Raw genomic sequence first — 18130 nt, forward strand, 5'->3', positions numbered from 1 at the left:
GCTCAGGCCGCCTCGGCCCTGAGCCATTTCTTCAGGCCGTCGACATCGCCATTGCCGACGCAGGCCGCAACCCTTCTGCCAACTGCCGCGCCGAACTTGTAGCCGTGGCCGGAGCAGGCCGAGACGACCAGGCATCTGCCCTTTTGGTGGGCCAGAAATTTCTGGTCGGCGGTGAAGGTGTAGGCGCAGGTGACCACCTCGGTGACCTTGTACTCCGCGATACGGGCAATCGGCGGCGAAAACAGGTTGCGGATCGCCTCACCCTCGCCCGGTACCGGTTGACGGTTCCAGTCGGCATCGCTGGTCGGTACTCGGTGCAGGCCTGAGCCGAACTTCATGCCGGCGCCGCCGGAGGGCGGGATCACGTAGCCGTCGACGGAGCCACCGACGTCGAGCACAACCGGTGCTGCCTGCCAGGCTGCCTTCAGGTCCACCGGCGGCTCGACATAGGCGAGCGCGGTGCGCCAGGTTTTCAGCTCGCCATCCAGCTCCGGGAACAGTTTTAGCACCCAGGCGCCGGCAGCGACGACGATCCGGTCGGCCTGCATCGTTTCGCCCCTCGCAAGCACGACATGTCCGGCGTCGGCGTCGATCTCGACCACCTTGCTGTTTTCGTAGACATTGGCGCCGTTCGCGCGCAGCCATCTGGTGAGGCCCGAGGCGATCTTGCGGCAGTGCAAGGCGCCACCGTCCGGTGAAAAATATGCATAGCGGAATGAACCGGGTTCTAGGAACGGCCAGCGGTCGACCGCGGCGTCCGGTTCGAACAATTCGAACGGGTAGTTCCCGGCTTCCATGCCTTCGCGGTATTCCTCGGCCTCATCTCCCGGCTCGCGCGAAATACAGATGAAGCCGCGCGGATCGAGATGGCTTTCGCCGAGATCGGCCCACATTTCGTCCCAGGCTTCATAGGCGTTGGTGATCAGCCGGCCGTAGCCCGTCCTGGCCCGATAGGCGCGGCGAATGATGCGATGGTGGTCGCCGGAGGCGGCGAGCGGATTGGGGATCGGTCCCTGCTCGACGATCGAGACGAGGTGACCGGCCTTGACCAGCGACCACGCCGTGGAAAGCCCGGCAATGCCTGCACCGACCACGATCACATTCATGAAAACCGTCCTTCCACAACCGCTTTGGTGGCTCACCTCACGGGAGGGCCAACATACGGTCTGGCACCAGACTGGCAAGCCTTGGAGCGCCGCGCGTCCTTCGACGCGCAAAGGACGCTCCAACACTTTGAAACTGCGCATGATCCTTTCCGAAAACCGATTCCGGTTTTCGGGGTCATGCGCTAATGGTCTGGCATGACCGAATTGAAGCCGCCCTACCTTGCCTTTGATCCAGCCACCCGCCGACTGCGGCTCGATCCGCACGAGCCGGCTTTTTTTCAGGACCCTTACGAAGCCTACGCTTACCTGCACGGTGCATCGAGCGCCATCTTCTGGGAAGAATTTGGTTTCTGGTGCTTTGGCGGCTTCGACGACGTCAACCGTCTGCTGCGCGATCGCCGCTTCGGCCGGCAGAACCCGGCCGGCATTCCGGACAGCCGGGGCATCGGCCAGGATCGCACGCATCTCAGCGCCTTCGACGGCATCGAGGCCAATTCGATGCTGGAGCTGGAACCGCCCGTCCACACACGGCTCAGAACGCTGGTCAACCGGGCCTTCGTCTCGCGCCAGGTCGAGCGGCTCAGGCCGCGCGTCGAGGCGCTGGCCAACGAACTGATCGACCGTTTCGAACCAGGGGAAGTCGACCTGCTGCCGGCGTTCGCAGCTCCCTTGCCGATCACCATCATTGCCGAGATGCTCGGCGTACGGGTCGACATGGGTCCGCAGCTGCTCGACTGGTCGCATCGGATGGTCGCCATGTACATGCATGGCCGCACCCGCGAGACGGAGGACACGGCCAATCGCGCCGCGCGCGACTTTTCGAATTTTTTGCGCGGCTACGTCGCCGAGCGGCGAAAGAGGCCGGGCGAGGATCTTCTGTCGCTGCTGATTGCGGCACAGGAGGATGGCCAGAAACTGTCGGAGGACGAGCTGGTATCGTCGGCGATCCTGTTGCTCAATGCCGGCCATGAAGCAACCGTCCACCAGACCGGCAATGCGGTGCGCTCGATCCTTGCGCAAGGCGGCGACCCGCGCCGCTTCTTCGCCTCACCGGAAGCAACAGCCGCGACGGTCGAAGAGTGCCTGCGCTTCGACGCGCCGCTGCACATGTTCACGCGTTATGCCTATCAGGAGGTCGAGGCTGGGCCTGGGATCATCGTAGGCCCTGGCGAGACGATCGGTCTGCTGCTCGGCATGGCCAATCGCGATCCCGTCGCCTTTACCGAGCCCCTCGCCTTCAGGCCGGACCGCGCCGACCAGAAAAACCTGTCGTTCGGCGCCGGCATTCATTTCTGCATCGGCGCGCCGCTCGCCCGGCTCGAATTGCAGGTGTCGCTGAAAACCTTGTTCGAACGCCTGCCGCAGCTGCATCTTGCCGAACAACCACGCTTTCGCGACAGCTATCATTTCCATGGGCTGGAAACGCTCGCCGTGGGCTTTTGAGGATTCGATCCGATAGGCTCAGCCGACAGGCGATCAAAGCTTGATCACATACTCCTTGCGAGTCGTTTCAAGCACTTCCCAGCTCCCCTTGAAGCCCGGCCTCAGCACGAAACTATCGCCGGCTTTGACGGTGCGCGCCTTGCCGCCGTCTTCGGCGATCACCGAAACCCCTGACAGGATGTGGCAGAACTCCCATTCATCATATTCGATGCGCCATTTGCCTGGCGTCGCTTCCCAAATGCCGGCATAGAGGCCGCCGTCCTGTTCCTCGACATTCCAGGTGCGGAATTTCGGATCGCCCGAAATCAGGCGATCCGGCGCGGGTGCGCCAAGTTCCGGTGCGACGGTGTCGACGCCGACGGAAAGAAATCTCGGCGTGGTCATGGCGATCAGACCTTGGCGAGAGCCTGTTCCAGATCGGCGACGATGTCGTTGACGTCCTCGATGCCGACCGAAAGCCTGACCGTGTCCGGCCCTGCCCCGGCATTGATCTTCTGCTCGTCGGAAAGCTGGCGATGCGTGGTCGATGCCGGGTGGATGACCAGCGACTTGGTGTCGCCGACATTGGCCAGGTGCGAGAACAGCTCGAGCGCCTCGACGAACTTGATGCCCGCCGCGTAGCCGCCCTTCAGCCCGAAAGTGAACACCGCGCCGGCGCCCAGCGGCGAGTACTTCTTCTGCAACGCATTGTTCTTGTCGCTGGGCAGGCCGGGATAGGACACCCAGGCGACCTTGGGATGGTTGGAAAGCCATCCGGCGACCGCCGCCGCATTGTCGCAGTGGCGCTGCATCCTGAGCGGCAAGGTTTCCAGACCGGTCAGGATAAGGAATGCATTGAACGGCGAAATCGCCGCGCCGATGTCGCGCAGGCCGAGCACGCGCGCGGCGATGGCGAAGGCGAAATTGCCGAAGGTCTCATGCAGGACGAGGCCGCCATATTCGGGGCGCGGCACCGACAGCATCGGATATTTGCCCGACTTCGACCAGTCGAACGTGCCGCCGTCGACAATGGCGCCGCCGATCGAATTGCCATGGCCGCCGATGAACTTCGTCAGCGAATGCACGACGATGTCGGCGCCATGCTCGATTGGCCGCAGCAGGTAGGGCGAGGCCAGCGTGTTGTCGACAATCAGCGGCAGGCCGTGCTTGCAGGCAATGTCGCCGATCTTCTCGATATCGACGAAGACGCCGCCCGGATTGGCCAGGCTTTCGATGAAGATCGCCTTGGTCCTGTCGTCGATCTGGCTCTCGAAGGTCGAGATGTCATTGGTGTCGGCCCAGCGCACCTGCCAACCGAAATTCTTGAAGGCGTGGCCGAACTGGTTGATCGAGCCGCCGTAAAGCTTTGTCGCTGAAACGAAATTGTCGCCGGGCTGCATCAGATTGTGGAAGACCAGCACCTGCGCGGCATGGCCGGAGGCGACCGCAAGGCCTGCCGTGCCGCCTTCGAGTGCCGCGATGCGCTCTTCCAGCACCGCCTGTGTCGGGTTCATGATGCGGGTGTAGATGTTGCCGAACGCCTTCAGCCCGAACAGCGAGGCGGCGTGGTCGGCATCGTCGAAGACAAAGGAGGTCGTCTGATAGATCGGCGTCGCTCGCGCCCCAGTCGCCGGATCCGGCTTGGCGCCGGCATGGACGGCGAGCGTGTTGAACCCGGGCGTGCGCTGAACCATGTCGATATTCCTCTCCTGCCCACTGATACGGCCGGCATTGTTGGCCGATCATTGGCGCGAATGCAAAGGAGAAAAATTCCAGCCGACTTGTTCCTTCGGTGCAACCGGCTCGGGCATCGCGGGCTGAGGAGAATGGATTTGCGCCTCGCAAAAGATTGGGCCGGCGTGGCTCCCCGCCACAAGCCTGCTTCGCCGGCTCGCCACCCCGCGAAGCCGCCGCCTTCTTCCATAAGCCATCCGTAAGTCCGGCTCTGTCAGCCTGCGCGTCGGCAGCAATTTACTGCCTCCGACCATGGCAACAACCATGGGACTCCCAAGCATCCGCTGATGGACAAAGGCGATTATTCAAGGAGTATCTCAATGACGCTGCTGATCAATCTGCAAAGCATCAAGTGCCTCAACGAGACCAACGAGCTTTCGGCTTCCGACGAAGTCTACGTCCTGGTGAGCGTGGCGAACATGCGCCCCACCGCGCCGGGACTGCCCGCCGTGCCGGACCTCCAGGTCTTCAGCTTCGGCATCTTCGAGGACATGGACGACGATGACGAGCATCCCGTCACCGTGAACGGGCAACCGTTCTGGGGCACGAACGGAACCCCTCAGCCCATCCAGAATCCGGCCGACGTGGCAATTGTCGTCTCGCTGATGGAGCAGGACAACGGCTCGCCAAATCAATACCGGAACCTGGTGAGCATCAGGGGGGCGGCCTCGCTTACGGCGTCGCTCGGTGACCCCGACCCGCGCAATCGCGCGGCGCGGCTAACCAGCGACATCGGCAGCGTGTTGAACGGCATCGACCTGCCGATCCCCTTCGCGCTCGACGACGACCATCTCGGCACGCAGGAGCTCAGGCTGGAGGGGGCAGACCTGATAGATTTCGGCGTCAGGGACCGGCGCATGATCATCGAAGGCGACGGCGGAACCTACGAGCTGATCTTCCGGATCACCTTCGTCGGGACGTTGCGCGACGTGCCCGGCGTCAAGGGCATCGCATCGCTGGCCCGCATTCCGGGAAGCATGGAAATCTGGTGGACCAGCCCCAGCGGGTCGATCGAGGTCGGCTTCTGGTACGACGGTGGCCGTTGGAACCGCTATCGCCTGGCACCGGACGGAAGTGCCGCGCCTGGCACCGCCATCGCCGCCGTCTCACGTATCCCGCAAAGCATGGAGGAATGGTGGATCGGCCCAGCTGGATCGGTCGAAGCCAACTTCTGGTACGAGGGGGGCCAGCCGACCCGCTATCAGCTGGCGCCGAACGGCAGCGCCGCTCCCGATGGCGGCATCGTAGCGGTATCGCGCATCCCGAACAGCATGGAGGTCTGGTGGATCGGTCCCAACGGCTCGATCGAGGCGGCCTTCTGGTACGAAGGGGGCCAGTGGACACGTTATCAGCTGGCACCGGACGGCAGCGCGGCGCGCGGCGGCAGTATCGCAGCCGTCTCGCGCATCCCGAACAGCATGGAGGTCTGGTGGATCGGGCCCAACGGCTCGATCGAAGTCGCCTTCTGGTATGAGGGCGGCCAATGGACGCGGTATCAGCTTTCACCGGACGGCAGCGCCGCCGTCGGCGGCACCATCGCCACGCTGTCGCGCATCCCGAACAGCCTCGAGCTCTGGTGGATCGGGCCGCACGGATCGGTCGAAGCCAACTTCTGGTATGAAGGCGGCCAGCCCACCCGCTATCAGCTCGCGCCGAACGGCAGCGCCGCGATCAATGGCGGCATTGCAGCAGTTTCCCGCATCCCTGGCAGTATGGAAGTGTGGTGGACGGGGCCGAATGGGTCGATGGAGGCCGCGTTCTGGTACGAGGGCGGACAGTGGACCCGTTATCAGCTCGCGCCGGACGGCAGCGCCGCGACCAATGGCGGTATTGCCGCGGTCTCCCGTATCCCGAGTAGCATGGAGCTGTGGTGGGTCGACGGCGGCGGACGGATCTCGGCCGCCTTCTGGTACGAAGGCGGACAGTGGACCCGGTACTAGCGATCGGCGGGCGGCACGATGAGGTTCCCGCTCTCCCAGATGCGGATGCGGGAACCTACTTCTGGCGAACGCCGAAACTCTGGAAACCCGGCCGCATCAGCGGCTTCTTCGACGACAGCACGCCGGAATTGACGCCGGTCCAGCCGATCTCGCCCGACAGCTTGCCATATTCGATCTTGGGGCAACGGTTCATCACCACCTTGATGCCGGCGGCTTCGGCGCGTGTGGCCGCCTCGTCATGGCGTATGCCAAGCTGCATCCAGATGACCTTCGGCAGCGGATCGAGCCGCAGCACCTCGTCGACAATGCCCGGCACGGCAGCGGACGCGCGAAACACGTCGACCATGTCGACAGGTCCCGGAACGTCGGCGAGCCTGGCAAAGGTCATCTGGCCTAGGATCTCCTTGCCGGCCTGGCCGGGATTGATCGGGAACACCGAAAAGCCCTTGCCGAGCAGATATTTCAGCACGAAATAGCTCGGCCGCACGTCATTAGCCGACGCGCCGACCATGGCGATGGTCTTCACCGAATTGAGGATGCCGGCGATATAGGCGTTGTCGTAAGCGTCGTGGTTCATGCCTCGTCCTCATACAGCGCTTCGGCGAAAAAACCATCTGGATCGTTGCAAAAATTGCGCATCATGCGGAAATGATCGGTGTCGTGAAAATCGGTCGGGTCGAGCCCGGACCGGCTGATGCGGAACAGCCGCGCGCCGGGACAGGCCATCAGCAGCGGCGAATGCGTCGCCATGATCACTTGCGCCGTGCCGGACTGGTCCATCCGCCGCAGCATCTTGAGAAGTTCGATCTGGCGCGTCGGCGACAAGGCGCTTTCGGGCTCGTCGAGGATGTAAATGCCTTGCCGGCGGCAGCGCTCCTCGAAGAATCTGATGAAACCCTCGCCATGCGACCAGGACAGGAAGTCGGGCGGCGCCTCATGTGCGTCGATGGCAGCCTGATCTAGATAGCGGGCAACCGAATAGAAGGATTCGGCGCGAAAGAACCAGCCGGCGGTGACCTTCGGCAGCCAGTGGCCGCGCAACGTCGCCGCCAGCGCTGCGCCGCTCTTGTCGACGGCGCGGGAGTGATCGACCGGCATGTAGCCCTTGCCGCCGCCGGCTTCATCGTAGCCTGCCAGCGCGCCGATCGCTTCGAGCAGCGTCGATTTACCGGTGCCGTTCTCGCCGACGATGATGGTGATCGGCGTGGTGAATTCGAGCTCGAATTCATGGCGGTGAAAGATCGGCAGGTTCCAGGGATATTTTTCCCAATCGACGACCCGGCTGGGCTCGATCAGGATACGCTTCAGATAGGGTGCCTTCAGCCGCGTCAGTTGCTTGCGATGAGCCAGAGGGGAACCTCGTCAGGCCGGCAGCGAAATCGATCCGTCTTCCGCGATCGGAAAAGCCGGATTGTGCGCCACTTCCCAGACATGCCCGTCCGCATCGGCGAAATAGCCGTACCAGCCACCCCAGAAGGCCCGTTGCGCCGGCTTGACGATACGGCCGCCGGCCTTCTTGGCCAGCGCCAACACTGCATCGACCTCGGCGTCGGAGCGGGTGTTGTAGGCGAGGTAGACGGCCGACGGCGCGTTGCCGAAGGTCACGCCTGAATCCTCCTCGGCGCTTGGGCGCGGAAACAGGGCAAGGATGGCGCCACCCATCTGGAAGAAAGCAACGCCCTCGGTGATCCCGGCATGGCGGGTCAGGCCCATCGCCTCATAAAAGCGCGTGGCGCGGTCGAGATCGTCGGTGGCGATGGTGATGATGGAGATGCGCGGTTCCATATCCGCCTCCTATTCCTCCGGCCATTCCGGCTTGCGTTTGCCAATGAAGGCGCCAATGCCCTCTTCCGCATCGCGCGCCAGCATGTTCTCGACCATGACGCGCCCGGTGTAATCATAGGCCTCGGCCAGCCCCATTTCCGCTTGCTCATAAAAGGCTTCCTTGCCGATCTTGACGACCAAGGACGATTTGGACGCAATGGTTTGCGCGTATTTGGTGACAATCTGATTCAGATATTCGCGCGGCACGACGCGGTTGACCAAGCCGAATTCCTTAGCGGTTGCCGCTTCGATCGTTTCGCCGGTCAAAAGCATCTCCATGGCGTGCTTGCGCGAGACATTGCGCGACAGCGCCACCATCGGCGTCGAGCAGAACAGTCCAATATTGACGCCCGGCGTGCAGAAGGTCGCCTCGTGCGAAGCGATGGCGAGATCGCAGCTGGCGACCAGCTGCAATCCGGCCGCCGTCGCCAGGCCGTCGACTTCGGCGATCACCGGCTTGGGATGGCGAACGATCGCCTGCATCAGTGAAGCGCAGGCGGAAAACGTCTTTTCGAAGAAGGCCCTGCCGTGATCGGCATCGGCGCGGTGCGTGCTTAACTCCTTGAGGTCGTGCCCGGCGCAGAACACTTTGCCGACCGCCCCAAGGACGATGACGCGGACGGACTTGTCGGCCTTGGCGCGGTCGAGTTCCGCCATCAGCGCCGCCATCACTGAAAGCGAAAGAGCATTGGCCGGCGGATTGGCGAGCGTCAGGCGCAACACGCCCTTATCCAGCCGGGCGGCGACCGGCCCTTCAGCAACGGCAGGCTTGATGGCGACGATTTCGGCCATGGGTCATTCCTCCGCGATTCCGGATCGGTGATGGACTAATCTAGTATGCGGGTCTCGCTTCGTCCAACACTCCGCCTCTGCCATAATGAATGGCTGTTGCCAGAAACGGCACGCTGCGCTCAAACAGGCAGGCACAACGAGAGACCGCCATGCCTGCTCAAAGCAATCTCAAGCCGGTGCTGACGGCTGCTGACGTCAACGCGCTTGTGGCGACTGTTTTCCCGCAGCTCAACGACCAGTTCACCTTCTACGAGGCGTTGGAGGTGTTTCCAGGCGGCTGTGTTGTGCGGCTCAATGCTGACGAGCGCCATTTGCGTCCCGGCGGCACCGTATCGGGTTCGGCGCTGTTCACGCTGGCCGACATAGGCGGTTATGTCTGCGTGCTCTCGCATGCCGGACCGGATGCACTTTCGGTCACCACCAGTCTCAACATCAATTTTGTCCGCAAGGCCGAGGCCGGGCCGATCGACGGCCATTGCCGCATCCTCAAGCTCGGCAAGAGCCTGATGGTGTTCGATATCGACATCGTCGCCGGCCCGGAGGGACACACGGTAGCGCACGCAACGGGCACCTATTCGATCCCGCCAAAGCGGATTGGAGATGTGGTAAAATAATACCTTGTGCTCAAATCATTGTTTTTGCTTGATTTTACCCCAGAGATGGCTTTTCACGCGCCTTGACGTAGTCGCCGCTCTCTCCTATAAGCCCTCACGGAACAGCGGCCCGCAAAGGCCGCCGTTTTGTTATTGGCGGCGGGCAAGTGCCTTTCGCCAATCCAAGCAACAAGAAACGCCTTCTTTTGAAGGTCCGAACCGAAAGCAACAATCCATGACAACCTTTTCGCAGAACCCTGCGGATGTGGTGAAGAAGTGGGTGCTGATCGACGCCGAGGGTCTCGTCGTCGGCCGTCTCGCCACTGTCATCGCCAATCATCTTCGCGGCAAGCACAAGCCCACTTTCACCCCGCATGTCGACGACGGCGACAACGTCATCGTCATCAATGCCGACAAGGTGGTGTTCACCGGCAAGAAGTTCACCGACAAGGTCTATTACTGGCACACCGGTCACCCCGGTGGCGTCAAGGAACGCACCGCGCGGCAGCTGCTCGAGGGCCGCTTTCCCGAGCGTGTCGTTGAGAAGGCCGTCGAACGCATGATCCCGCGCGGCCCGCTCGGCCGTCGCCAGATGAAGAATCTCCGCGTCTATGCAGGCACGGAACATCCGCATGTCGCCCAGCAGCCCGTCGTCCTCGACGTGGCCAAGCTGAACGCCAAGAACAAGAAGGTTTCGTAAGATGGCTGAGCTTTCCTCGCTCGCAGAACTCGGAACTGCCACCGGCAACACCAACACCCAGCCGGCTGCACCCGTCCATGTCCAGAAGCTCGACAAATCGGGCCGCGCCTATGCCACCGGCAAGCGCAAGAACGCCATCGCCCGTGTCTGGGTGAAGCCCGGCTCCGGCAAGATCGTCGTCAACGACAAGGTGTTCGCCGAATATTTCGCGCGCCCGGTTCTGCAGATGATTCTCAACCAGCCGATCATCGCTGCCAACCGCGCCGGCCAGTACGACATCGTTGCCACCGTCATCGGCGGCGGCCTCTCCGGCCAGGCCGGTGCCGTGCGCCACGGCATCTCCAAGGCGCTGACCTATTACGAGCCGGCGCTGCGCGCCGTGCTCAAGAAGGGCGGCTTCCTGACCCGTGACAGCCGCGTGGTCGAGCGCAAGAAGTACGGCAAGGCGAAGGCCCGCCGGAGCTTCCAGTTCTCCAAGCGCTAAGCGCTGCGAAGCTACACAGAGTTCAAAGGCCGCCTTCGGGTGGCCTTTTTCTTTGTGCCGTGCCCGTGATGTCAGAGTTCATCGGCAATGCCTTGGTGAAGTCGACGAACGCCCGCAGCGGCGCCGGTACGAGGCGCCGGCCGGGATAGTAGAGGAACGGCCCGGAGAAGCTCTGCCACCAGGGTTCGAGGACGGGTTCGAGTGCACCGCTCTCGAAATGCGGGCGAAGCCAGTCCTCGAACAGCTTCACGATTCCGGTGCCGGCGATCGCTGCATCAACGGCTAAATCGGCTGCTCCGCCGATCCCCACAATCAGTGGCCCCGTCGGATCGACCCGCACCACCTCGTCGTCGCGCTCGAACTCCCATGGCGTTATCGCACCGCTGGGAAAGCGGCCGCGCAGGCAGGCGTGGCCGAGCAGGTCGCGCGGGTGTTGCGGCCGGCCATGACGATCCAGGTAGGCCGGGCTGGCGGCGGTGGCGAAGCGCTGCACGCGCGGCCCGATCGGCACGGCGATCATGTCCTGTTCCAGCCGCTCGTCGTAACGGATGCCGGCATCGCAGCCGGCCGCCAGCACGTCGACAAAGCTCTCCTCGGCGATCACCTCCAGCCGGATACCGGGATAGGCGGCAAGGAACCGCGGCACGATGCTGGGCAGGACCAGTCGCGCCGCGCTGACCGGCACATTGAGGCGCAGCGAGCCGGCCGGCCTGTCGCGAAAGCCGTTCACCACGTCCAGCGCCGACTCCACCTCGGTCAAGGCTGGACCGAGCCGCGCCAGCAAGCCTTGGCCGGCCTCCGTCAGGACGACGCTGCGCGTCGTCCGGTTGAGCAGCCTGACACCGAGCTGCGTCTCCAGGCGGCGCACCGCCTCGCTCAAGCCGGACGCACTGCCGCCGCTGGCGCGTGCCGCATCCCGAAAACCTTTGGCGCGCGCTACGGCCACGAAGGCGTTCAGATCCCCGAGATCAATCTGCATTGTTCGTCATTCCGCACAGCCCGTGCGAATTGTACCCAATTATCGCGAGATCGGACACCGTCTATCTGTGCACCATTCCCTGAAGGAGAAAGACTATGTCCAGCGTCGACCAGTCCGGCACATTCACCCTCGGCGACCGCAAAGTCAGACGGCTCGGCTACGGCGCCATGCAGCTCGCAGGGTCCGGCGTCTTCGGCCCACCAAAGGACCACGATGCGGCATTGGCCGTGCTGCGCGAAGCCGTTGCGCAGGGCGTCAATCACATCGACACCAGCGACTTCTATGGCCCACACGTCACCAATTTGTTGATCCGCGAAGCGCTCGCACCCTATCGCGACGACCTCGTTATCGTCACCAAGATCGGCGCCCGGCGCGGCCGGGACGGAGCATGGCTGCCGGCCTTCTCGGCCGACGAGCTGACCAAGGCGGTGCACGACAATCTGCGCAATCTCGGGCTCGACGTGCTGGAGGTGGTCAACCTTCGAGTCATGTTCGACGCGCATGGCCCCGCCGAAGGGTCGATCGAGGCCCCGCTTGCAACGCTTACCGAGCTTCAGCGACAGGGCCTTGTGCGTCACATCGGGCTGAGCAACGTCACCGCTGCACAAATCGCCGAAGGCCGCAGGATTTGCAAGATCGTCTGCGTGCAGAACCAGTACAATCTGGCGCATCGGGGCGACGATGCGTTGATCGACGATCTGGCCCACGGCGGCATCGCCTATGTGCCGTTCTTCCCGCTTGGCGGCTTCAACCCGCTGCAGTCGTCGACCTTGTCCAAGGTCACCGCACGCCTCGGCGCCACGCGCATGCAGGTCGCGCTCGCCTGGCTGCTTCGCCGCGCGCCCAACATTCTTCTGATCCCCGGCACGTCTTCAGTTGCGCATCTCAGGGAGAACCTCGCCGCAGGCGATCTCGCGCTGCCGGAGGATGCGCTCGAGGCGCTAGAGGGCGTGGCGATGGCCGCTTGACCTGCGCACGAGGCGCGAGGTGCCGCCAGCCGGTGTTGGAGACTAGCGAAGGCGGTGATGAGCCAATCTCCCCCCTCGTGGGGGAGATGTCCGGCAGGACAGAGGGGGGCGCGAAGGATCGCCTGCCTCTTGTTGAACCCTGCGTGACAATTGACGCCAATTGCAATCTCAATCGACCCGATAGGCTGGAGGGACAGCGCCCCCCTCTGCCCTGCCGGGCATCTCCCCCACAAGGGGGGAGATTGGCAGCGCGACCGCCGCTCCTAGTTAATGCTGGCCGTATTCGCCGGCTCGGCCGGGCCGGCATAGGGCACGCGAAAACCGTTCGCCGCCAGCCAATCGATGGCGGCCTTCGGTTCGTCGGTCTGGATGATGGTGGCGCCGCGCTCGACCCAGAAGCCATAAGTCTCGCGCGGCAGGCTGGCCGCGACCGCCAGCTCGTCGCCGCGGCCACCGGCGAGGAAGCCACCCGGCTTGTTGACGATGGCATAGGTGTCGGCCCAGATGTGCCAGTCACCCCTCACCGCCAGCGCGCGCATGCGCGGGCTGAACAGCGGGCCGCCGGTCTCGGTCAGTGTCTCGGCGCCAGCCCGCCAATTGATCAGTTCGATCGCCCGCACCGGGAACGCCCGGCTGACTTTTTCGGCAAACATGGCGTCGTGAACCGCATCGTCGGCAATGATCGGCATGAACTGGAAGCCGCCGTCGATCGCGTCCATGGCGGCCGCAACCGTGGCGATCCTCTCCGCATCCCACAGGTTCTCCTTGACGATCACCTGTTCGGCCATGCCGAGGTCGCGCGCGACCGCGACCATGCCGGCGAGGCTTTCGGTATCGAGCTTATCGTCGAGATTGATGAGGATCCTGTCCCTGGTCGCCATCAACATTTCGCGCAACGTCGAGACTGTCTCGCCCGTAAAGGCGCCGGTGCCTTCGATCACCAACCGGCACGTCTTGAGTTCGGCCAGCGTGCGCTTGACCACCTCGCCCTTGCAGTTCGTGGTGCGGTCGAGCCAGCTGTCATGCATGACGACGAACTGTCCGTCCTTCGAGCGCCTGATATCGACCTCGACGATTTCGGCGCCCATTGCAATCGACGCCTCGACGGCGGCGATCGAATTTTCGGGATAGAGCGTCTTGCCGGCCTGCATGCCGCCGGCGCGGTGCGCGGCCACCATCACATGGTCGCGCCATTGGTTGGCGTGCTCGAACCGGTCGAGAATCTGCCTGGCGCGCGTTTCGCCTGCCGATGCATGGCCAAGGGAGGCCGCCAGCGCCGCGGAAAGCAGAAGGCTCAGCCAAGTCGTTCGCATGAGACAGGTCGTTCGCATGAGAATCGCTCCGTACCGGATCGACACCCGGTTAAGCGACGCTCGTGACAGCCTAGTGAACGAAGCCGGCTTCGCAAACGCTGGAAAATCAGGTTAATGCCGGCCGAAACGGCCGTAGCGGCTACTTTCGGTTGCTAACTAGGCAATCTCCGGGCCAGCCATGCGGGGCTCTCCTGGCAAGCAAGGATTTGTGACCGGGCCGAATAGCCATGTTCTTCCGAAGGGGTCGCAATTCTGAGAATTATGGCCAATAAGGTTGCGCGTCGACGCACAGGAGATCGCTTCATGCCGCCAAGGACCATCGATCACGCCTTCACCACCCGCTCCAGGACGGGCGCGTCGTTCGAGCCGACCTATGCCGGCGCGCTGTCGTTCATGCGGCGCAAATATTCGAAGGATGTGAAGGGCGCCGATGCGGTGGTGTGGGGCATTCCCTTCGACGCGGCGGTCACCAATCGGCCGGGCGCGCGTTTCGGACCGCAGGCGATTCGCCGCGCGTCGGCCATCCTCGACAACGATCCGCAATATCCGTTTTCGCGCGACCTGTTCGAACAGCTTGCCGTGGTCGATTTTGGCGATTGCCTGCTCGACAGCGGCAATCACCAGAAGACCCCTGCCACGATCGAACGCGAAGCGGCGAGGATCCTGAAATCCGGCGCCTTTCTGCTATCGCTCGGCGGTGACCATTTCGTCACCTGGCCGCTGCTCAAGGCGCATGCCGCCATCTACGGCCCGCTGGCCCTGGTGCAGTTCGACGCTCATCAGGACACCTGGCCCGACGACGGCAAGCGCATCGATCACGGCTCCTTCGTCGGCCGTGCGGTCAAGGAGGGCATCATCGACCCCGACCGGTCGATCCAGATCGGCATCCGCACCCACGCGCCCGATACGTTCGGCATCAAGATCCTGTATGGCCATGAAGTGGAGGAAATGCGGGCGTCCGACATCGCCTATGCCATCGTCGACCGTACGGGCGGCAAGAAGACCTACGTCACTTTCGACATCGATTGCCTGGATCCGGCTTTTGCGCCCGGCACCGGAACGCCGGTAGCGGGAGGCCCGTCTTCGGCAAAGATCCTGTCGGTGCTGCGCCAGATCAACCAGGTCGATATCGTCGGCGCCGACGTCGTCGAGGTTGCGCCAGCCTATGATCACGCCGATATAACGGCAATTGCCGGCTCGATGGTGGCCATGCACTATCTCGGGCTGCTGGCGGAACGAAAGGCCCGGCTCGAGGAAATGAACCAGGGCAATCACAGCGTTGCCGGATTGAATCAGGCAAGCGGCATATAGCTAACAGGAATTTTGGCAGGCAATGAAACCGAAAATCTTCATCGACGGCGAGCACGGCACCACCGGTCTGCAGATCAGGGCGCTGCTTGCCGAGCGCGGCGACCTGGAAATCATCTCCATCCCGACTGAGCGCCGCAAGGAAACGGCAGCGCGCGCCGAGTTCCTCAATGCCGCCGATGTCGCGATCCTCTGCCTACCGGACGCGGCAGCCAAGGAAAGCGTTTCGCTGATCGCCAATGACACCACCAAGGTGATCGACGCCTCGACGGCACATCGCGTCGCCGAGGGCTGGGAATATGGTTTCGCCGAAATGGACAAGGACCAGGCGAAGAAGATCGCTTCGGCGAAGCGCGTCGCCAATCCGGGCTGCTGGCCGCAAGGACCGATCGCGACGCTGCGGCCGCTGGTTGCGGCGGGGCTGTTGCCAGCCGATTTTCCGGTCACCGTCAACGGCATTTCTGGCTATTCCGGCGGCGGCCGGCCAATGATCGAGGATTATGTCGCCAAGGGCGAGGATGCGTCGGAATTCCTGCCCTACGGGCTGACGCTGCAGCACAAGCACGTGCCGGAGCTCAGGACCTATGCCAGGCTTTCGCAGGATCCGATCATGCAGCCGGCAGTCGGCAATTTCGCGCAAGGCATGATCACGGTAGTGCCGCTGCAACTCGGCGGTCTCGACCATGTACCGACCGGCGCTGAGCTTCACGCGGCGATCGCCGACCATTTTGCTTCCATTGATCGTGGCGTGGTCGAGGTGGCGCCGTATCTGCATCAGGAACGCATGCCTGACATCGATCCGGAGATCTACAACGGCACCAACCGGATGAAGCTCTATGTCTTTGCCAATGACGACAGGGCGCAGGCGCTGCTGCTTGCCGTCTACGACAATCTCGGCAAGGGTGCCTCGGGTGCAGCCGTGCAGAACATGGATCTGATGCTCGGCCTCTGAATGGATGCGCCGGCATTTCCGAAGCGCTGGAAGGTCGGCGCGCCCGAACTCATCGCCGAAACCTTCAGCAGCCGCATCTGGAAGGTTGCTCGCGAGGACGACTCACCGGCAATCGTCAAGGATCTAAAGCCTTTCGACGATGTCGAGGACGAGTTGCGTGGCGAGCATTTCCTCGCCTGGCGACGCGGCGAAGGCGCGGTGCGGCTGCTCGGCCGCGACGGCCACCGCATGCTGCTCGAATACGCCGGCGACAGGATGCTGTCACACCATCTTGCCGAACAAGGCGACAATGCCGCCACCGCGATCGCGGCCGAGGTAATGGCAAGACTGGTCTCGCCGTCGAAGCACCCTGCCCCGCCGGATCTCCAGCCGTTGCGGACCCGGTTCTCCAGCCTGTTCAAAAAGGCCAAGGCCGATCGCGCCGCCGGCGAAAAGAGCCTGTATGTCGAAGCAGCCGAAATCGCGGAACGGCTGCTGTCCAATCCGCATGACGTGCGGCCGCTGCATGGCGACCTGCACCACGACAACGTCATGCACGGTCCGCGCGGCTGGCTGGCGATCGACCCGAAGGGCGTTCTCGGCGACCCCGGCTTCGACGCGGCCAACATGTTCTACAACCCACTCGACCGAGACGATCTTTGCCTCGATACGCGGCGGATCGGCCATATGGCGCAAGTCTTTGCCGCAACGCTCGGCCAGTCGCCGCCCGCGATACTGGACCACGCCATCGCCTATGGCTGCCTGTCGGCTGCATGGCATCATGAAGATCGCAATGCGGTCGACGAGGACCGCGAGCTGGCGATCGCCATGGCGATCCGGACGGTGCGGCTCAGCCTCTGAGAGCAATCTCGTGGGGCAGCGGATAAGCGCCCTTGGTGCCGCGCCAGTGCGCGGCGGCAAAACCCAGCAGGAACAGCGCGAATGCCTGATGCGTCAGGGCCATGTGCAGCGGCACATGCATCAATAGGGTGCCGATGCCGATCGACGCCTGCACCACGACAATCAGGAACAGCAGCGTCGCGCGTCGGGCATGCGTCGTGCCCGGCAGACGCCGGCGTGTCGCAATCATGTGCCAGAGCGCGACCGCGAAGATCGTGTAGGCGCCGACCCGGTGGATGAACTGCACCGTCTTCGGGTTTTCGAAGAAATTGCGCCATGCCGGCTCGAGCAGCAGCAGGTCGCCGGGGACCAGTTTGCCGTCCATCAGCGGCCAGGTGTTGTAGCTCAAGCCGGCATCGAGCCCTGCGACCAGCCCGCCGAGATAGATCTGGACCAGCGCCAGCAGCACCAGAAAGCCGGCCAGACGTTGCGTCGATCGGTCGGCGGCCGGTTCGGAGTGTGGGGCCAGTCCGCGCGCGACCACCATGGTCGCCGTGAAGATCAGCGCCGCCAGCGTCAGATGCGTCGCCAGCCGGTATTGGCTGACCGAAACCCGGTCGGCCAACCCGGACGCCACCATCCACCAGCCTATCGCGCCCTGCAGGGCGCCGAGAAGGAGGATGCCCGACAATTTCGTGCCGAGGCCGCGCTCGATGCGGCGCGTCGCCCAGAAGAACAGCAACGGCAGGGCGAAGACCACGCCGACACTACGCGCCAGGATGCGGTGCACCCACTCCCACCAGAAGATCGACTTGAACGCCTCGATGCTCATGCCCTTGTTGAGTTCGGCATATTGCGGGATCTGCTGGTAGCGCAGGAACTCCTCCTGCCACTCGGCATCATTGAGTGGCGGGATGACGCCGTGAATCGGCTGCCATTCGGTGATCGACAGGCCCGAATCGGTGAGCCTCGTAGCGCCGCCGACCACCACCAGCGCAAACAGCACGAGGAGCACGACATAGAGCCAACCACGTACCAGCGCGCGGTTGCGAAGGTCGCGATCGCGGGCTGCGAAAGGCACAGCATCGGATATGGCAGCAGCCATGGCTTTGTCCCGGCAGTTGAAGTCGCGGATTGGTGAACCATCGCAACCCGGCTTGCAAGACCGGACAGCGCGGCACGCCGTCGCGCCGTTT

Annotated in this window: 19 protein-coding genes; 9 read left to right on the top strand and 10 right to left on the bottom strand. The window is 63.5% G+C overall.

The features are described 5' to 3' along the window. Positions 1-2: 2 nt before the first annotated feature. Positions 3-1106: an NAD(P)/FAD-dependent oxidoreductase gene (locus tag NKH89_RS16310; RefSeq protein ID WP_352481203.1), complete on the bottom strand. Its 1104-nt coding sequence runs from the start codon at positions 1104-1106 to the stop codon at positions 3-5. A 195-nt stretch (positions 1107-1301) separates the two neighbouring features. Here NKH89_RS16310 and NKH89_RS16315 point away from each other — a divergent pair, with 195 nt between their 5' ends. Continuing rightward, the gene (locus NKH89_RS16315) at positions 1302-2549 is read left to right on the top strand and encodes a cytochrome P450 (RefSeq protein WP_023717326.1); all 1248 of its coding nucleotides are present in this window, start codon (positions 1302-1304) and stop codon (positions 2547-2549) included. Positions 2550-2582: 33 nt separating this feature from the next. On the opposite strand, the gene NKH89_RS16320 is transcribed toward NKH89_RS16315, so the two are convergent. Then, complete coding sequence (locus tag NKH89_RS16320; protein ID WP_352640074.1) at positions 2583-2933, bottom strand: cupin domain-containing protein; 351 nt, start codon at positions 2931-2933, stop codon at positions 2583-2585. 5 nt (positions 2934-2938) lie between these two features. After that, positions 2939-4222, bottom strand: a complete 1284-nt coding sequence (locus NKH89_RS16325; RefSeq protein ID WP_352909320.1) for an O-acetylhomoserine aminocarboxypropyltransferase — start codon at positions 4220-4222, stop codon at positions 2939-2941. A gap of 360 nt (positions 4223-4582) precedes the next feature. Between NKH89_RS16325 and NKH89_RS16330 the strand changes: the two genes are divergently transcribed. Further along, positions 4583-6202 (top strand): PLL family lectin, encoded by a 1620-nt coding sequence (locus NKH89_RS16330; RefSeq protein WP_352640072.1) that lies wholly within the window; start codon positions 4583-4585, stop codon positions 6200-6202. 55 nt (positions 6203-6257) lie between these two features. Here the strand turns inward: NKH89_RS16330 and NKH89_RS16335 are convergent, their stop codons facing one another. Genes NKH89_RS16335 through NKH89_RS16350 form a run of 4 tightly spaced genes read right to left on the bottom strand, consistent with a single transcriptional unit; the run spans position 6258 to position 8818 of the window. Beyond that, positions 6258-6779, bottom strand: coding sequence for a CoA-binding protein (locus NKH89_RS16335; RefSeq protein ID WP_023717322.1), 522 nt, complete (start codon positions 6777-6779; stop codon positions 6258-6260). Further along, positions 6776-7552 (bottom strand): AAA family ATPase, encoded by a 777-nt coding sequence (locus NKH89_RS16340; protein ID WP_352481312.1) that lies wholly within the window; start codon positions 7550-7552, stop codon positions 6776-6778. Before NKH89_RS16340 ends, NKH89_RS16335 begins: the two co-directional genes overlap by 4 nt. Before the next feature lie 12 nt (positions 7553-7564). After that, positions 7565-7987, bottom strand: a complete 423-nt coding sequence (locus tag NKH89_RS16345; RefSeq protein ID WP_023717320.1) for a VOC family protein — start codon at positions 7985-7987, stop codon at positions 7565-7567. Positions 7988-7996: 9 nt separating this feature from the next. Then, entirely contained in the window at positions 7997-8818 is an 822-nt protein-coding gene (locus NKH89_RS16350) for an enoyl-CoA hydratase (protein WP_352909321.1), read from the bottom strand. A 149-nt stretch (positions 8819-8967) separates the two neighbouring features. Here NKH89_RS16350 and NKH89_RS16355 point away from each other — a divergent pair, with 149 nt between their 5' ends. From NKH89_RS16355 to rpsI, 3 genes are all read left to right on the top strand, one after another. Continuing rightward, the gene (locus tag NKH89_RS16355) at positions 8968-9432 is read left to right on the top strand and encodes a PaaI family thioesterase (RefSeq protein ID WP_023717318.1); all 465 of its coding nucleotides are present in this window, start codon (positions 8968-8970) and stop codon (positions 9430-9432) included. Between the two features lie 214 nt (positions 9433-9646). Then, on the top strand, positions 9647-10111 hold the full coding sequence (gene rplM, locus NKH89_RS16360; RefSeq protein WP_352909323.1) for a 50S ribosomal protein L13: 465 nt from the start codon (positions 9647-9649) through the stop codon (positions 10109-10111). A 1-nt stretch (position 10112) separates the two neighbouring features. Next, positions 10113-10595 (top strand): 30S ribosomal protein S9, encoded by a 483-nt coding sequence (rpsI, locus tag NKH89_RS16365; RefSeq protein ID WP_023717316.1) that lies wholly within the window; start codon positions 10113-10115, stop codon positions 10593-10595. A gap of 22 nt (positions 10596-10617) precedes the next feature. Here the strand turns inward: rpsI and NKH89_RS16370 are convergent, their stop codons facing one another. After that, positions 10618-11574, bottom strand: a complete 957-nt coding sequence (locus NKH89_RS16370; RefSeq protein WP_352909324.1) for a LysR family transcriptional regulator — start codon at positions 11572-11574, stop codon at positions 10618-10620. Between the two features lie 95 nt (positions 11575-11669). On the opposite strand from NKH89_RS16370, the gene NKH89_RS16375 reads away from it, so the two are divergent. Continuing rightward, positions 11670-12542 carry an aldo/keto reductase family oxidoreductase gene (locus tag NKH89_RS16375; RefSeq protein ID WP_352717534.1) on the top strand — a complete coding sequence of 291 codons (873 nt, stop codon included), beginning with the start codon at positions 11670-11672 and terminating at the stop codon, positions 12540-12542. Between the two features lie 263 nt (positions 12543-12805). Here NKH89_RS16375 and NKH89_RS16380 read toward each other — a convergent pair whose 3' ends face one another. Then, the gene (locus tag NKH89_RS16380; RefSeq protein ID WP_352909325.1) at positions 12806-13855 is read right to left on the bottom strand and encodes a glycerophosphodiester phosphodiesterase family protein; all 1050 of its coding nucleotides are present in this window, start codon (positions 13853-13855) and stop codon (positions 12806-12808) included. Positions 13856-14158: 303 nt separating this feature from the next. On the opposite strand from NKH89_RS16380, the gene speB reads away from it, so the two are divergent. Genes speB through NKH89_RS16395 form a run of 3 tightly spaced genes read left to right on the top strand, consistent with a single transcriptional unit; the run spans position 14159 to position 16955 of the window. After that, complete coding sequence (gene speB / locus NKH89_RS16385) at positions 14159-15166, top strand: agmatinase (protein ID WP_352481211.1); 1008 nt, start codon at positions 14159-14161, stop codon at positions 15164-15166. 22 nt (positions 15167-15188) lie between these two features. Then, complete coding sequence (gene argC, locus NKH89_RS16390; protein ID WP_023717311.1) at positions 15189-16115, top strand: N-acetyl-gamma-glutamyl-phosphate reductase; 927 nt, start codon at positions 15189-15191, stop codon at positions 16113-16115. Beyond that, a complete protein-coding gene (locus NKH89_RS16395; RefSeq protein ID WP_023717310.1) occupies positions 16116-16955 on the top strand; it encodes an aminoglycoside phosphotransferase family protein in 840 nt (279 codons plus the stop codon). Here NKH89_RS16395 and NKH89_RS16400 read toward each other — a convergent pair. Beyond that, on the bottom strand, positions 16945-18039 hold the full coding sequence (locus tag NKH89_RS16400; RefSeq protein WP_352495317.1) for a COX15/CtaA family protein: 1095 nt from the start codon (positions 18037-18039) through the stop codon (positions 16945-16947). The genes NKH89_RS16395 and NKH89_RS16400 overlap by 11 nt on opposite strands. Positions 18040-18130: the final 91 nt, after the last annotated feature.

The sequence above is a fragment of the Mesorhizobium sp. M0923 genome (assembly GCF_040319365.1).
Lineage (GTDB): Bacteria > Pseudomonadota > Alphaproteobacteria > Rhizobiales > Rhizobiaceae > Mesorhizobium.

Coding starts and splice junctions, on each gene's coding strand:
- NKH89_RS16310 (WP_352481203.1), bottom strand. CDS start 1,106: ATGAATGTGATCGTGGTCGGTGCAGGCATTGCCGGGCTTTCCACGGCG.
- NKH89_RS16315 (WP_023717326.1), top strand. CDS start 1,302: ATGACCGAATTGAAGCCGCCCTACCTTGCCTTTGATCCAGCCACCCGC.
- NKH89_RS16320 (WP_352640074.1), bottom strand. CDS start 2,933: ATGACCACGCCGAGATTTCTTTCCGTCGGCGTCGACACCGTCGCACCG.
- NKH89_RS16325 (WP_352909320.1), bottom strand. CDS start 4,222: ATGGTTCAGCGCACGCCCGGGTTCAACACGCTCGCCGTCCATGCCGGC.
- NKH89_RS16330 (WP_352640072.1), top strand. CDS start 4,583: ATGACGCTGCTGATCAATCTGCAAAGCATCAAGTGCCTCAACGAGACC.
- NKH89_RS16335 (WP_023717322.1), bottom strand. CDS start 6,779: ATGAACCACGACGCTTACGACAACGCCTATATCGCCGGCATCCTCAAT.
- NKH89_RS16345 (WP_023717320.1), bottom strand. CDS start 7,987: ATGGAACCGCGCATCTCCATCATCACCATCGCCACCGACGATCTCGAC.
- NKH89_RS16350 (WP_352909321.1), bottom strand. CDS start 8,818: ATGGCCGAAATCGTCGCCATCAAGCCTGCCGTTGCTGAAGGGCCGGTC.
- NKH89_RS16355 (WP_023717318.1), top strand. CDS start 8,968: ATGCCTGCTCAAAGCAATCTCAAGCCGGTGCTGACGGCTGCTGACGTC.
- rplM (WP_352909323.1), top strand. CDS start 9,647: ATGACAACCTTTTCGCAGAACCCTGCGGATGTGGTGAAGAAGTGGGTG.
- rpsI (WP_023717316.1), top strand. CDS start 10,113: ATGGCTGAGCTTTCCTCGCTCGCAGAACTCGGAACTGCCACCGGCAAC.
- NKH89_RS16370 (WP_352909324.1), bottom strand. CDS start 11,574: ATGCAGATTGATCTCGGGGATCTGAACGCCTTCGTGGCCGTAGCGCGC.
- NKH89_RS16375 (WP_352717534.1), top strand. CDS start 11,670: ATGTCCAGCGTCGACCAGTCCGGCACATTCACCCTCGGCGACCGCAAA.
- NKH89_RS16380 (WP_352909325.1), bottom strand. CDS start 13,855: ATGCGAACGACTTGGCTGAGCCTTCTGCTTTCCGCGGCGCTGGCGGCC.
- speB (WP_352481211.1), top strand. CDS start 14,159: ATGCCGCCAAGGACCATCGATCACGCCTTCACCACCCGCTCCAGGACG.
- argC (WP_023717311.1), top strand. CDS start 15,189: ATGAAACCGAAAATCTTCATCGACGGCGAGCACGGCACCACCGGTCTG.
- NKH89_RS16395 (WP_023717310.1), top strand. CDS start 16,116: ATGGATGCGCCGGCATTTCCGAAGCGCTGGAAGGTCGGCGCGCCCGAA.
- NKH89_RS16400 (WP_352495317.1), bottom strand. CDS start 18,039: ATGGCTGCTGCCATATCCGATGCTGTGCCTTTCGCAGCCCGCGATCGC.